Annotated in this window: 13 protein-coding genes and 3 pseudogenes; 9 read left to right on the forward strand and 7 right to left on the reverse strand. The window is 68.4% G+C overall.

Annotation, left to right across the window (positions count from 1 at the left end):
• Nucleotides 1-225 precede the first annotated feature (225 nt).
• Nucleotides 226-738 (forward strand): hypothetical protein, encoded by a 513-nt coding sequence (locus AB5L52_RS06365; RefSeq protein ID WP_369362928.1) that lies wholly within the window; start codon nt 226-228, stop codon nt 736-738.
• An 80-nt stretch (nt 739-818) separates the two neighbouring features.
• Nucleotides 819-1,166, forward strand: a complete 348-nt coding sequence (locus tag AB5L52_RS06370; RefSeq protein WP_369362929.1) for a hypothetical protein — start codon at nt 819-821, stop codon at nt 1,164-1,166.
• Here AB5L52_RS06370 and AB5L52_RS06375 read toward each other — a convergent pair.
• A complete protein-coding gene (locus AB5L52_RS06375; protein ID WP_369362930.1) occupies nt 1,150-1,365 on the reverse strand; it encodes a hypothetical protein in 216 nt (71 codons plus the stop codon). The genes AB5L52_RS06370 and AB5L52_RS06375 overlap by 17 nt on opposite strands.
• 106 nt (nt 1,366-1,471) lie before the next feature.
• Here AB5L52_RS06375 and AB5L52_RS06380 point away from each other — a divergent pair, with 106 nt between their 5' ends.
• On the forward strand, nt 1,472-1,861 hold the full coding sequence (locus tag AB5L52_RS06380) for a transcriptional regulator (RefSeq protein ID WP_369362931.1): 390 nt from the start codon (nt 1,472-1,474) through the stop codon (nt 1,859-1,861).
• 211 nt (nt 1,862-2,072) lie between these two features.
• Here AB5L52_RS06380 and AB5L52_RS06385 read toward each other — a convergent pair whose 3' ends face one another.
• Nucleotides 2,073-3,011 carry an alpha/beta fold hydrolase gene (locus tag AB5L52_RS06385; RefSeq protein WP_369362932.1) on the reverse strand — a complete coding sequence of 313 codons (939 nt, stop codon included), beginning with the start codon at nt 3,009-3,011 and terminating at the stop codon, nt 2,073-2,075.
• A 286-nt stretch (nt 3,012-3,297) separates the two neighbouring features.
• Nucleotides 3,298-3,990: a TetR/AcrR family transcriptional regulator C-terminal domain-containing protein gene (locus tag AB5L52_RS06390; RefSeq protein WP_351572856.1), complete on the reverse strand. Its 693-nt coding sequence runs from the start codon at nt 3,988-3,990 to the stop codon at nt 3,298-3,300.
• A gap of 116 nt (nt 3,991-4,106) precedes the next feature.
• Here AB5L52_RS06390 and AB5L52_RS06395 point away from each other — a divergent pair, with 116 nt between their 5' ends.
• Nucleotides 4,107-5,264 carry an FAD-dependent oxidoreductase gene (locus AB5L52_RS06395; protein WP_369362933.1) on the forward strand — a complete coding sequence of 386 codons (1,158 nt, stop codon included), beginning with the start codon at nt 4,107-4,109 and terminating at the stop codon, nt 5,262-5,264.
• A 116-nt stretch (nt 5,265-5,380) separates the two neighbouring features.
• Here the strand turns inward: AB5L52_RS06395 and AB5L52_RS06400 are convergent, their stop codons facing one another.
• Nucleotides 5,381-6,250, reverse strand: coding sequence for an IS5 family transposase (locus tag AB5L52_RS06400; protein ID WP_369362934.1), 870 nt, complete (start codon nt 6,248-6,250; stop codon nt 5,381-5,383).
• A 340-nt stretch (nt 6,251-6,590) separates the two neighbouring features.
• On the opposite strand from AB5L52_RS06400, the pseudogene AB5L52_RS06405 reads away from it, so the two are divergent.
• Nucleotides 6,591-7,429, forward strand: a pseudogene (locus AB5L52_RS06405) (IS5 family transposase).
• Between the two features lie 637 nt (nt 7,430-8,066).
• Here AB5L52_RS06405 and AB5L52_RS06410 read toward each other — a convergent pair.
• The 3 genes and pseudogenes from AB5L52_RS06410 to AB5L52_RS06420 all read right to left on the reverse strand — a co-directional run bounded on the left by AB5L52_RS06410 (nt 8,067) and on the right by AB5L52_RS06420 (nt 10,984).
• Nucleotides 8,067-9,848, reverse strand: a complete 1,782-nt coding sequence (locus tag AB5L52_RS06410) for an APC family permease (protein WP_369362935.1) — start codon at nt 9,846-9,848, stop codon at nt 8,067-8,069.
• A gap of 33 nt (nt 9,849-9,881) precedes the next feature.
• Nucleotides 9,882-10,004: pseudogene (locus AB5L52_RS06415) on the reverse strand (nicotinamidase); the annotation flags it as partial.
• Nucleotides 10,005-10,351: 347 nt separating this feature from the next.
• Nucleotides 10,352-10,984, reverse strand: a complete 633-nt coding sequence (locus AB5L52_RS06420) for a type III effector protein (RefSeq protein WP_369362936.1) — start codon at nt 10,982-10,984, stop codon at nt 10,352-10,354.
• A 128-nt stretch (nt 10,985-11,112) separates the two neighbouring features.
• Here AB5L52_RS06420 and AB5L52_RS06425 point away from each other — a divergent pair, with 128 nt between their 5' ends.
• The 4 genes and pseudogenes from AB5L52_RS06425 (at nt 11,113) to AB5L52_RS06440 (ending at nt 13,272) form a co-directional block, all read left to right on the forward strand.
• Entirely contained in the window at nt 11,113-11,544 is a 432-nt protein-coding gene (locus tag AB5L52_RS06425) for an Hsp20/alpha crystallin family protein (RefSeq protein ID WP_369368827.1), read from the forward strand.
• Between the two features lie 41 nt (nt 11,545-11,585).
• Nucleotides 11,586-12,034 (forward strand): annotated as a pseudogene (locus tag AB5L52_RS06430) (DUF2267 domain-containing protein).
• Nucleotides 12,031-12,468, forward strand: coding sequence for a DUF2267 domain-containing protein (locus AB5L52_RS06435; protein ID WP_369362937.1), 438 nt, complete (start codon nt 12,031-12,033; stop codon nt 12,466-12,468). The pseudogene AB5L52_RS06430 and the gene AB5L52_RS06435 overlap by 4 nt, the downstream one beginning before the upstream one ends.
• A gap of 258 nt (nt 12,469-12,726) precedes the next feature.
• Entirely contained in the window at nt 12,727-13,272 is a 546-nt protein-coding gene (locus AB5L52_RS06440; protein ID WP_369362938.1) for a hypothetical protein, read from the forward strand.
• Nucleotides 13,273-13,378: the final 106 nt, after the last annotated feature.

Genomic DNA, 13,378 nt, shown 5'->3' on the forward strand with positions numbered 1-13,378 from the left:
GCGACTCCTTCTGTTCTGAAACGAGCAGTTATCCGGCCCCGAGACACCCCCGGGAGCCGCCCTGCTCATCGGGGCCGCCACGGCACTGCGCCGCCGCATCGGCGCCTACCTCCCCACCACCACGCTCACCCACACCCGGGGCTGCGAGCCCAACTGACCGAGCCTGATGATCCAGTACACCGTCGGATCCCGGTCCCGCATCCGTGACCGGCACGATCTCGCTTCATGGCTGGCCTCATGAACACCGAGGAGATCGCGGCCGCCCACCGGACCATCGTCATCGAAGGCTGCGACGGAGCGAGGAAGAGCACCCTCGCCACCCGACTGGCCCGTGAACACGGCTTCACCGTGATCCACTGCCCGCGCACCCCGGACTCGGTCAGCCTCCTCCAGCGCTACCTGGGAGTGCTCGCCCGCCCCGGCCGCCTGGTCCTCGATCGCTCCTTCATCAGCGAACTCGCCTACGGCCCCCTCTACCGAGGCGGTTCACGCATCACCTGGGACGAGGCCCGGACGCTCGCCAAGGCCGTCGTCAACCGGGACGGAGTCTTCCTCCACTTGACGGCGTCAACCGCAGTGATCCAGACCCGCTTACTGAACCGGGACAAGGAAGCTCCTCTGCCGGAGGAGATAGCAGCGCTCTTGGCCGCCTACCAGACCGTTTTCGCAACCCTCGCGGAATCCGTGCCGGTCATGACCCTCGACACCACTGTCGGAGGACGTCCTTCGACCGCATGACAACCACCAAAGCCCCAGTGGGCGCAGCGCGTTCTCAGTAGGCTCCGTCATCGGCCGACCCACCACGCGCCGGAGGAACTGTGGACATCCGCTCCGCCCAGAAGCTGGCCTGGGACAACAAAATCGACAAGGGCTTCAATGCCACCGACGTGTCCCTGGAGTCCAACCTGCTCACGGCAGAGATCGGCGAGGCCTTCACCGCCTGGCGCAAGGGAATCCTCTGGACGGTGTTCACACACTTGGTGACGCCGCCACGCACCGGCGGCCGAGACCGAGGCGGCAGTGCTGCTGGGCGTCGCGGCACCGGAGCCATGGCTGGCCGGAGCCTAGCAGAAGACGGCCGTCATCGTGCCCTGATCCTTGCAGGTCAGGGCCCTGCACGCCTGCTGACATCGGGGATTTGCGGGGGGTCTACGGGCGGCGGGTGAAGGAGTGCAGGCGGTCGACCTCGGTGAAGCCGGCCCGGTCGTACATGCCGCTGGCGACGGTGCGGTCCCGCTCCGGATCCCCCTCGAGTGCGTCGTCGTCGACGAACAGGATCGCCTCGCTTGCGCCCAGCACTTCGCCGGCCCCGCCGTGCACCGCACGCTGACCGCCTCCGGCATGCCGACCTGGATCCGCGAGCACCCGTACACGGTTGCAGCGCCCCCTACGCCGTCCTCATGGTCGCTGTGGGCCTGCTGATCAACGTGGTGGTGCGGCGCATGGCTCGTCACACGGCAGCCGCACGAGCATGACTGACCAAGCCGTCGGCGCCGCACCCTACGCCGTCCCCGGACTGGAGCAACTCCTTCTGGACCCAACAAGGTTGACCATCGTCTTCCTGGTGTCCGCCACCACCTGGTGCGAGTTCGCCTTCGTCCGCGACCACACCCGGCTGAGCGACTCGGCGTTGTCCAAGCAACACACCACGCTCGGCGGCGCCGAGCTCGTCGAGATCCGCAAGGGCTCCGTCGGCCAACGGCGCTGCACCTGGGTGCGGGCCACCGCCGCCGGGTGGGAACGGCTGCGCGCGCACCTGGCCGCGCTCCAGCGGATCGCAGACCGCGCTGAGCAAGCCGCCGCCAGCCCCGACACCGAGTTCGATGCGCGCGGCGACGCGCAGCAGCCTCACACCCGCTGAATTCCACCCGAACGAAGGCGCTGGTGCCCGTGATGGTCGATGAATCGGGCGCGAACTCGGCCTCGATTCAGTTCAACACCCGCTAGTTCAGCCGCCAGGCGCCGGCGGGGACGAAGGCATGCCGGGTACGGGGAACGGCGCGCGCCACCGCAAGTAGTCATCTACCTGGGAGGTGCGCGCCATTGGATTGACACCGCCTGCTGAGCACCGGTCAGGAACCCACTCGCTTGACCATGTCCCCGATCGCGTTGATGACTACATCCGGCTGGTCAACGGGGATGTCGTGTGAGCTGTGCTGTGCCACGACGAGGTGGCGGTTGGGTGCGGTGCTGACGAACTCCTGCTGGGCCTGCTTCCACAGCTGCGCGTCGACAGGCGAGGTCGTGAAAGGGGTCTGGGAGGAGACGATCGCGATGGCAGGAACGCTGTGAGGCCAGCTGAGTTTGTGGTACGCGATGTGCACGGGGCCGTAGTTGTCGGCCTCGGCGAGGAGCTGGCGCGTCGCCCTGGTCTGCGGCTGGTCTTTCAGCGCCGCGATCTGCCGCTGGTTCGCCGCTACGAGCTTGCCCGTCTCGCTGTCGGTGTAGAACTCGGGCAGGCTCGCGTCCACCAGGACCGCGCCGGAGATCCAGTGCGGGTGTTCGTTGACGAAGTACGTGGCGATCTCTCCGGCGAGCGAGTGGGATACCAGAACCACGTTCTTGGTGACGCCCAGTCCGGTTAGCCCGGCCGCGAGGTCGGACGCGGCGTTCTGTGCCTTCCACGGCCCCGGAACGTCGCTGCTCCTGCCTTCCCCTGAGCGGTCGTAGGTGATGACCTCGGACCCGGTCCGCTGCGCTATGACGGGCGCCACCTTCTTCCAGTACGACGCGTCGAGTCCTCCTCCGGCGTCGAGGACGACGGCCGGCAGGTGGCCGGGGGTGACGTAGAACGCCAGCTTATGCCCACCGTTGGTGATCATGTGGAGGGATGGCTGGACGCCAGTTGTGGAGGCTGAGGCTGCGGTAGTCGGGGCCGTTGTTACGGCGGGGTGTGCGGCTGCCCGGGCGGGGCCGTCGCAGGCGGCGAGTCCGCAGGCGGCGAGCGTGATGCCGGCCAGGGCGGCGGCGGTGCGCCGCAGACGCCGCAGGCGTGCGGTGGGGTTGGCCACGGAAGTTCCTTCCATGAAGGACAAGGAGAGCAGGGGCCGTTCGGGGCGATGGTCGGTGACCTCGGCCCGCCGAAGGCTTTCTTGTAGGTCCTAGCCTTCATCCGGCACGTAGCTGGCCGCGACGGTGCATGCCCCCGAGGTTGGGGGGTGCCAGCCCTACCTCAGGGCCTGAGGGAATCACCCGGTACGAATGAGGCCGATGGGTGGACCGTCACGGCTTTGCCGGAGGCCGTCTACATCACGAGCAGGCCCCAGCGGCATGACCCGCATGCCAGGGACCGCGGTATCACGCGGGTGGTCGCGGGTCTGCGGTGGTGTTCAGGCCGTCCAGGAGCAGGTCGAGGCCAGTAGTGAACTGGTCCCGGTCGTCGTGGGCGCGCAGGTCCGTGGTGATGCGTGTCAGGAAGGGGTAGTCGGCGGGGTCGAGCTTCTCCCAGCGTTCGGCGGTCTGGGCGAGGAAGGCGTCGCGGCTGGTCGTCGCGCCAACGGTGGTGCCCGGGGCGACGATCTGGGCGCTGACGCCGGTGATGTAGTAGAAGATCGCGGTGGAGACGGCGAAATGCCGCTCGACGGGCAGCCCGGTTCGTGCGGCAAGGGTGCCGATGCGGTCGAACAGGCGCAGCGCGTTCGGCAGCGTGGCAGGCGCGGTGATGCGAGATGCGGCCCACGGGTGCCGATCAAGGGCGTCGAAGACGGCGATGGCGAGCGCGCGCAGCCCGGCGCCGTCGTCGGGGCGCGGTGCCGCGGCCAGGGCGTGGCCGAGCACCTGATCGGCGGCCAGGGCGACGAGTTCGTCCTTGCTCGCCACGTGCCAGTACAGGGCGCCGGGTCCGGTGTTCAGCTGTTCGGCCAGCAGCCGGAAGGTGAGTCCCCGCTCTCCGCGTTCGTCCAGCAGCGCGACGGCCGCGCCAACGACTACCTCTCGTGAGAGGGCATCGGCACGCCCCTCAGCGGGTGCTCTTCCTCGTGTCCGTGGCATGACCTTATTTTGACACGGTATGGAACCGTGTTCCATTCTACTTATGGAACGCCGGTCCATATGGGGCGTCCCGGGCAGATGCCCGGCGCTCTGCCCGCAGAGGAACGAGGAAGCCCATGAACACCAGCCACCCCCCGATCGCCATCGTCGGCGCCGGCCTCGGCGGCCTGACCCTCGCCCGGGTCCTGCACGTCCACGGCATCTCCGCGCGGGTCTATGAGGCCGAGCCCTCGGCCAACTCCCGCACGCAGGGAGGCCAGTTGGACATTCACGAGGAAGACGGGCAGCGCGCGCTCGCGGACGCCGGCCTCACCGACGAGTTCCGCGCGATCATCCACGAAGGCGCCGAGGCGTTGCGCGTGCTCGACCAGCACGGCGAGGTGTTGCACGACGACCCCGACGACGGCACAGCGCGGCGTCCCGAAGTACTCCGCGGAGACCTGCGTCGGATCCTGCTCGACTCCCTGCCCGACCAGACGGTGCAGTGGGGACGCAAGGTCACCGGTGTCCAGTCCCTCGGTGACGGCCGACACAAGCTGACCTTCGCCGACGGATCAACCGTGACCAGCAGCCTCCTCGTCGGCGCCGACGGCGCCTGGTCGAAGATCCGCTCGCTGCTCTCCGACGCCACCCCCGAGTACATCGGCACGACGTTCATCGAAACCTACCTCTACGACGCCGACGAGCGGCACCCCGCGACGGCCAAGGCGGTCGGTGACGGCGCAATGTACGCGCTGACCCCGGGGAAGGGGATCGTCGCGCACCGAGAGGCGGGGAACATCCTTCACACGTACGTCGAGCTGAACCGCCCCGCCGAGTGGATCGCCGGCATCGACTTCACCAACGCCGCCGCCGCGACTGCTCGGGTCGCGGCCGAATTCGACGGGTGGGCACCGGAACTCACCGCGCTGATCACCGACGGCGAGACCGCCCCGGTCGCGCGCATGATCCACACACTCCCGGGCGGACACCGATGGGGCCGCGTGCCCGGGGTGACGCTCCTCGGCGATGCCGCACACCTGATGCCGCCGTCCGGCGACGGCGCGAACCTGGCGATGTTCGACGGCGCCGAACTCGCCAAGGCGATCGCCGCGCACCCCGACGACATCGAAGCGGCACTCACCGCCTACGAAGAAGCGCTGTTCCCGCGCAGCGAGGCCTTCTACACGGACGCGCACGAGATTCTGGACCTCTGCCTCGGTGATCGCGCACCGTTCGGACTCATCGACCTCTTCAACAGTAATTCCCAGGGGCAGCACGGGGCGCAGGGGTAGTCCTGAGCCACACCGCCGATGGACCCTGCGCGAGGTGCACTCTCGGGGTACGCGGCCCGTGCTTCTCATAAATGACCAGATGCGAGAGCTCTAAGAGGTCGTTTTCTCCCGTTGTTTCATCCCGGAATCTGTCGTTTGGTCTGCAGTGTCGGGTCGCGCCAGGAGATGGTGTTCTCGCCGGTGAGGCGGCGGGCCATCAGGTCGGCCATGGCGAGGTGAATCATGGCTTCGGAGCGGACGGACAGGGTCTCGTAGTCACGGGCCAGTCGGCGGTGGAGCATCAGCCAGCCGTAGGTCCGCTCGACTGCCCAGCGTTTCGGGATCGGGGTGAATCCCCTGGTCCCGGGGTTGCGTTGAGTGATTTCCATGTCAATGCCGAGGGTGGCCGCGTGCTCGACGAGGTGCTGGCGGTAGCCGCCGTCGCCCCACACCTTGCGGATGCCGGGGTGTTCGGCAGCGACCTGGTCCAGGAGTCTGGTGCCGGCGACGGAGTCCTGCACGCTCGCCGCTGTGACCAGCACGGCAAGCAGGAGACCGATGGTGTCGGTGACGATGTTCCGCTTCCTGCCCACGATCTTCTTCCCGGCGTCGATGCCCTGGCCGGCGGCGGGGACGCTGGTGGAGGTCTTGACGCTCTGGGCGTCGATCACACAGGCCGATGGCTCGGCATCCCGCCCCTCCTTCTCCCGGAGAAGCTGCCGGAGCAAGCCGTTGAGCTGCGCGAACACGCCCTCGTCCGCCCACTTGGCGAAGTAGCCGTAGACCGTGTTCCAGTGTGGAAAATCGTGCGGGAGATAGCGCCACTGAACGCCGGTCCGGCCCACGTACAAGATCGCGTTCATGATGTCGCGCAGATCGTGCTCGGGCGGCCGGCCGAAGTCCAGGGCCCTGCCGCGGCGCTCGAAGCGCCAGGCCGAGAGCACCGGCTCGATCAACTCCCAGCGCGCATCGGACAGATCACTCGGATACGGGCGTCGCGTCAGCATGCTTCCGGCGTATCGCCGCAGATCGAGTGCGCCCAGGCGCACAGCAGCGGCGACGGAAGCACACAGCCAGGAAGACCGGACGTCCTGGAATGAGACAGGAACAAGCCACATCCCACCCCACCAGTCACCCCGCCCAGCACACAAGCGCCGACCACATCCCGTTACCTCTTCCGCACCGCAATCCCACACTCCAAGAACCGCCCTATATCCAGGCAGTACAGATGAAAACGACCTCTAACTGCCCGTTTGAGTCGAGTCGCTCCTGTCTGATCCCAAAGTGCCCCCGGTTGACGCTGTTTGCACCCTGGGGGCGCGTCGTGCCCGACGGTACTACCGAAACATGACGCGACGCCTCCCGTACCCCAGTGACCTCTCCGATGCCCGCTGGGAGTTGATCGGACCCACGCTCACCGCCTGGCGGGCCGAGCGCAGAGGCAAGGGACTGGACATCGGCCGCCCACCCGAGCACGACCTGCGTCGCATCATGGACGCCGTCCTCCACGTCGACCGCACGGGATCCCCTGGCGCTACCTGCCGCACGACTTCCCGCCGTGGGAGACGGTCTACGACTACTTCGCCGCCTGGCAGAAGGAAGGCGTCTTCGACCAGCTCAACGGTCTGCTACGGCGCCTGGTGCGTGAAGCCGAAGGCCGCAGAGCCGAGCCGAGTGCCTGCGTGCTGGACGCTCAGAGCATCAAGACATCCGCCAACGTGCCCGCGGCCGGCCAGGGCATTGACGCAGGCAAGAAAATCGCAGGCCGCAAGCGCCATATCGGCGTCGACACCCTCAGCCTGCTGCTGGCCGTCTGGGTGACTGCGGCGAGCGTCTCCGACAACACCGGCGGCATCCATCTGCTCTCCCAGGTCTCCGCCGCACCCCCTCGAGTGACCAAGGCGTGGGCTGACACCGGCTATCGAACGAAAGCCATCGACCACGGCGCCCGCCTCGGAATCGACGTCGAAGTCGTCCAACGCGACCCCGGCGCCAAGGGGTTCAAGGTGATCCCCCGACGTTGGGTTGTCGAGCGGACCTTCGGCTGGCTGATGCACCACCGCCGTCTCGCCCGCGACTACGAGACTCACTCCCACCGCTCCGAAGCCATAATCCACGTTGCGATGATCGACCTGACAAGCCGACGGCTCACGAGCGAATCCACCCCGAACCGGCGCGACACCTGAACCTCGAACCAAATAACCTCTCCGGGACAAAACACTCTTTACAGGGCCTGGGCCGCCTCGTGCAGGGGCGAATCGAACGTCTCCTACCGCAGGTCGGCAGCCAGGCAAGGGCTCTCGAGCCGGACATCCAACACCGCGCTGCCGGCGCTCGACTGGGCCAAGAGGCTCAGCACATCGTCCCGGGACGCCGCATCGTAATGAGAGTTCCCACGTTATGCGTCACTCACGTCCCGTCTTGCGCCCTTCCTCCTTCCACGGGATTCAGTGTGAGATCCGCGAGGTGGCCGGCGAACGGCGCTCTACGACTCGGCAGGGCTGAACGTCCTGCTGGGAGCCCACCGCGAGCCAGAAAGGGCAGCCCGGTGGCGCTGGCCTGCGTCCCAGGCAAACTGCGATGGATCCTTCAGATGACAGGAGCCGATCAGGTTCCTGCGGATCTTCGACACCGTCGCCGTGACGGGGGAACGGAGCCGGTAGCCAGGGCAAGCCGCTGCACATCGCGGCTCTGGCAGACCGCTCCGGTCCGGACAGCGGAGCTTCCCTCGGGCCTCGTAGCCGGGCCGACGGGCCGCAGGACCCCGAGGCGTCTGGCGGAACTCACCGCGCGTCATCCTCCTCGCCCTCCGCGGCGACCGGGTCACGCAACGGGCGCAGGCCTCCGACCGGGACACCGACGCGGAAGCTGTAGCGGCCCCGGCAGGGTGGCGTCCTCGTCCAGGGGGCCGTGTCCCCGAGGGACGTCGTGTTCACGCTGGTCGGCGGACAGCGCCCGCAGCTGTTCAAGGGCGACGTCCAGCCCCGCCCCGTCCGGTACGCCTGCATGATCTGTCCGCGCTTGCCGCTGCAGATGCCGCGGGGGAACTCGTGCCGGGGACTCCTGGACGGTGAGCTGCCGGTTCATCTGCTGGCACTTGTGGCAGCTCGTCCATCTGGGCAGATGGAAAGGGATGGTCGTGATGACGATCTTCGGCAGTGGTCGCAGGGCCCGCCGCAGTCGGGGTGCCGTCAGGTTGTGGAGCATGCGCTGCCACCAGTGGCGCACCACGATTTCGGGGAGGATCACGGTCAGCGTGAGATCGGGCCGTTGGTGGTGCAGGGACTCGATGTAGTGGACCAGTGGGGCGACGATCGCACGGTGGGGGTGAGACGACGACCTCAAGCGGGAGGTGGTCGCCCAGGTCGCCCAGTAGCCGCGGAAGCGTTCCGCCTCGTTCTCCGTCGGGCTGAGGTGCAGGGCCAGCACCGGTTGTCCGAGGGAGGCCGCGTACGCAAGGGCGCGCATGCCGGCGAGGTCGAGCCGGGCGATGGGCACGATGACCAGGTGGCTGACCTCCTCCGGACTTTCCTCGCTCTCACCTTCCTCTGCCTGGGTGTCCGCTGCCGCAGGGGGCGTGGCAGTCGGCCGTACGCGCCGTCCGGAACCGGCCGTCGACCGCTTGGGCAGTTCGATGGCGTGGGGGTGCAGGGCGAGGGCCTTGGCGCACAGGTCGTAGTGGCGGTGGATGCGCAGGAGAAGCAGGACGAAGACTCCGGTCACGAGGACGGCGACCCAGGCGCCTTCGGTGAACTTGGTGATGTCGGCGGTGATGAAGACGATGGCGGACAGCAGGCCGCCGGTGGCGTTGACGACCAGGCTTTTGCGCCAATGGGCCCGATCGCGGTGGCGCAGCCAGTGGACGACCATGCCGGCTTGCGACAGGGTGAAGGCGAGGAACACCCCGACGGCGTACAGGGGGATCAGGGACTGGGTGTTGCCGGCGAACCCGGCGAAGACAGCGATCGCGGCCGGGGCGAGGACGATGATTCCGTTGCTGAAGGCGAGCCGGTCGCCTACGCGCAGGAACATGCGCGGGGCGTGGCCGCTGCGAGCCAGCAGGAAGAGCACGCGGGGGAAGTCGTTGACGGCGGTGTTGGCGGCCAGCAGCAGGATGGCGGCCGTCGCCACCTGTACGTAGCCGTACATGACTCCGGGGCCGAAGGTATGGCGGGCGAGCTGGGACAGCACGGTCTCGTTGCCGTGCGGCACCACCCCGTCGAGGTGGACCAGGGCGATTGTGCTGCCGAACAGGATGATCAGCAGGGTGACCATCCAGGTCAGCGTCGTACGGGCATTGCGCCACTCCTTGGGGCGGATTGCCGGTACTGCGTTGGAGATCGCCTCGATGCCGGTCAAGGCCGTGGATCCGGAGGCGAAGGCCCGCAGGACCAGGAGGAGGGTGACTCCTTCCGTGACAGGCAGCCGGGGCGTCGGTGTGGGCTGGAATCCGCGGCCTGCTGCGTCGGTCAGGCCCACGGCCACAAGTGCGAGAGTCGCGATGATGAACGCGTACGTGGGTGCGGCGAAGACGGCGCCCGCCTGGCGTACTCCGCGCAGGTTGCCCACTAGCATGACGAAGATCACCACCACGCCGATCGCCACGATCGCAGTCCTGACCTTCCTACCGCCTCCGTTTCAGCCAGCCGCCACGACGGGCTCCCCGGACAGCTCCACGCCTGCCGCCCACATTTCGCCCAGTGCCCGTTCCGTCGACTCCGCCGCGACACCCGCCGTGTGGTCGAGCAGTACGCGTGTACGCAGCGGCGTACAGCGGTTTCGAGGGGTGATGGGTCTGCCCCGTCAACCACCTCACTGGTTGCACAGCCCCGATGTCGGTCCTGATCTGGCCCCGCCAGCGGTGAACGTACCGCTTCCCGGAGCGACTGCGGTCACGGAGAGGCGTTGCCGGGCTGTTCAGTCGTCGGCGGCGGATGTGTTGAGCGCGACATCGATAACGCCAAGAGGCAGTTCCGTCCCACCTGGGGCGATGGTGATCTCGCGTCCGGCTGCCGCCCAGTCCACCGGCAGCCCTGTGGCTTTCCGCGTGTGACGGTACGTCAGTGCCCACCCCCAGGTCTGCCTTGAGACAACGCTGGGGTGGCGGTTCAGGGAGCTGTGAGTGTGTCGAGTCGTGCTGCGAGGTCGGGGTGGGTGGTCGTCAGGTGGGGGCGGGTGGCGTTGAGGGGGCGGATGAGGTCGGCGGGGTCGTCGTGAGCGAGGGCCGCGTGGAGCTGGCTGAGCGGGACGCGAGCTGCAGCGGGCAGGTCGGTGAGGGCGGTGATCTGGCCGGCGATGCCGCGCAGGTCGGCTGCGTTGCGGCGGGCCCAAGCGGCGGTGGTGCGTTGGGCGGCGCGGCGTTCGCGGGTGGCCTGGACGCGTTGTTCGCCGGTGGTTCCTGCGGGGCCGGGACGGCCGCGCAGGTAACGGCGTTCGGCGGCCTGGCGGCTGGCGACGCCGAGGGGGTGGGCGAGGTCGGCCCAGCTGGCACCCGCCTGGCGGGCGGTTTCGATCAGGCCGGTTTCCCATCCGGCGAGCTGTTCGCGAACCTGCCGCAGCAGCAGGAGGGAGGCCAGGGCCTGTTCCGGGCCGACGTCATGGGTCTCGGCGGTGCCGGGGTTCTCGTGCCGGGCGGCATGCAGGGCGTCGTCTATGGCGTGAAGGGCTGCCGCGGCGGCGAGGAACGAAGCCGGGCCTGGTGCGTCGGCGCTGGACGATGCCGGCTGGTCGGCCGGAGTCATGGGCACCTCCCTCAGATGGTCATCCTTTGGACGACACCACGTTTGTCATCCATTGGATGACATGTTACAACGGTTTCAGTGAGGCGCATTGGCAGCAACTGCCCGAACCTTCCTGGAGGTGTTTTCCGATGTTGATGCGCACTGACCCCTTCCGTGAGCTGGACCGGCTGGCACAGCAGCTGATCGGCCCAGGTACCTGGTCGCGGCCATCCCCGATGCCGATGGACGCCTACCGCGAGGATGACCAGTACGTGGTGGCCTTCGACATCCCCGGCGCCAGCGCGGACGCGATCGACATCGACGTCGAACGCAACATGCTGACCGTCAAGGCCGAACGGCGGCCCGTGACGAAGTCCGACGACGTGCAGATGGAGCTGTCGGAACGGCCCCTTGGCGTCTTCTCCCGCCAGATCGTGCTCGCCGACACGCTGGACACCGAGCACATCCAGGCCGACTACGACGCAGGCGTGCTCACCCTGCGCATCCCGATCACCGAGCGCGCCAAGCCCCGCAAGATCGCCATCGGCGTGGGATCCGGCCGCAAGGAGATCTCCGGCTGAGCCGGACAGACGAGGGCTGAACAGCGGCGGAGGACGGGTACCTGATCTCCCCCCCTCGCCCGTCCTCCGCACCCCTGGGGAACCGAGGAAGAGCGCAGGAAGCCGAACGCGCGGCCCGCGTGGCGCTCGCCCTGCTGGGCGCACACCTGGGAGGCGAGGTACGCGCCGAGCTGGCGACGCGTCTGCCGGAGGACTTCGCCCTGATCCTGCTCAACCCGCTCCAGAGCGCCGAGCCGCTGCACCCGAGCGGTTCGTGCACGCGACGGCGGCCTGGATCGATGGCGCGACCGAGCAAACCGCGGCCTGGGACGTCGGCGCCGTCCTGTCCACGGTCGCCCACGCCGCCGACGACGACCTCCTCCAGGAGATCCTGCTCCAGCTCCCCGCAGGCTACGAACTCCTCTTCGGCCACCCAGCCCACCTGACACCCACCCCCGGTGACCGCACACCGGCCACCACGACACCAGTGACAGAAAGGCAACGACCGTGATGACCGACCAGCACACGCCGCTCCAGCACTCCTACGGGAGGGCGTACGAGCAGATGCTGGAAAAGGTCCGCTACGAGGGCGCCTACCCCACCCGCGAGAAGGCCGAGGAAGCCGTCCGCCTCGTCCTCGCCGGACTGGGACGCCAGCTGACCGGCGATGAACGCGTCGACCTCGCCGCCCGTCTCCCCTTCGAAGCCGCACGCATCCTCACCACCCAGATCCCCGACACCCAGCCGCTGGGTGGCTGGGCCTTCGTCAAGGACCTCGCCGCCCGCACCGGCGCCTCCCTGGCCACCACCCGCTGGGACACCGGATCCGTCTTCTCCGCCGTCGCCGCCTACGCCGGCCCCGACCTCACCACCCGCATCCTGCACCAGCTCCCCTCCGGCTACGCGCTGCTGTTCGGCCGCGCCGAACTCACCCCCGCCGCGTAGACGGCCCCGTGCGTGCTCAGGGGGGTGGTGTCTGGCCCTGTACGCCGCCGCCGTCGAGTGATGGACGTTGGCTCTGCCTGGGCAGGGCCAACGTCGGGCGACCGGGTCGCGCCCGGCGACCGCATCCACACCGGGCTGTGTGGTGTGGCCTTCACGTGTCTCCGCCGCGGACGCGGGCGACAGGCGCTGGGACATCCAACCTTGGTCCGTGCAGGTGGCCGGGATTCGGTGGCGCATGGGGAGAAGGAGGGCCAACCGGTGGTTGCCCGGTGCGTCGTCGACTCCTGGGAGCGCCAGGACGGTGAGTCCCGTCAGGCATTCGAGGCGTTCGCCGTATATCGCGATCTGGGCCCTGCTCGGAGTGTCACGAAGGTGGCACGGGAGTTGGGTAGATCTCGCACGCTCCTGGGCCGGTGGTCGCGTCAGTACGCGTGGGTGATGCGGTCGGTGGCGTACGAGCGTGAACAGGATCGCCTGTTCCTCGCCGAGCAGACGCAGGGGCAGGCGCAGCGGGAGATCGCTCGCAGACACGCGAAGTTGGCGCAGGCGGTACAGAGCAAGGCCGTGGCACGGCTGCAGCCTCTGGACCCGCGGGAGTTGTCGCCGTCGGAGTTGCTGCGGTACATCCAAGTGGCGGCGGAGATCGAGCGGCGGGCAGTCGGCGAGGCGCCGTCGGCGGCCGTGACGGCGGAGGCTCAGGAGCAGGGTGCGGATGTTGCTGCCCTGGCGGATGAGGAGCGTCGGGCCCGGATGGATCAGCTGCGGCGGGAGCTGGAGCGCCGGCTGGCCGAGGGCGCGCAGTGATCCGAGGGCGGGCGAAACGCCAGATGATCGAGAGCTTCGCCGACCCGTCGGTGATGAACCTGGAGCAGCTGAAGGCGGAGGTCGCCGAGCTGGTCCGGGCTGATGA

The organism is Streptomyces sp. CG4 (assembly GCF_041080655.1).
GTDB lineage: Bacteria > Actinomycetota > Actinomycetes > Streptomycetales > Streptomycetaceae > Streptomyces.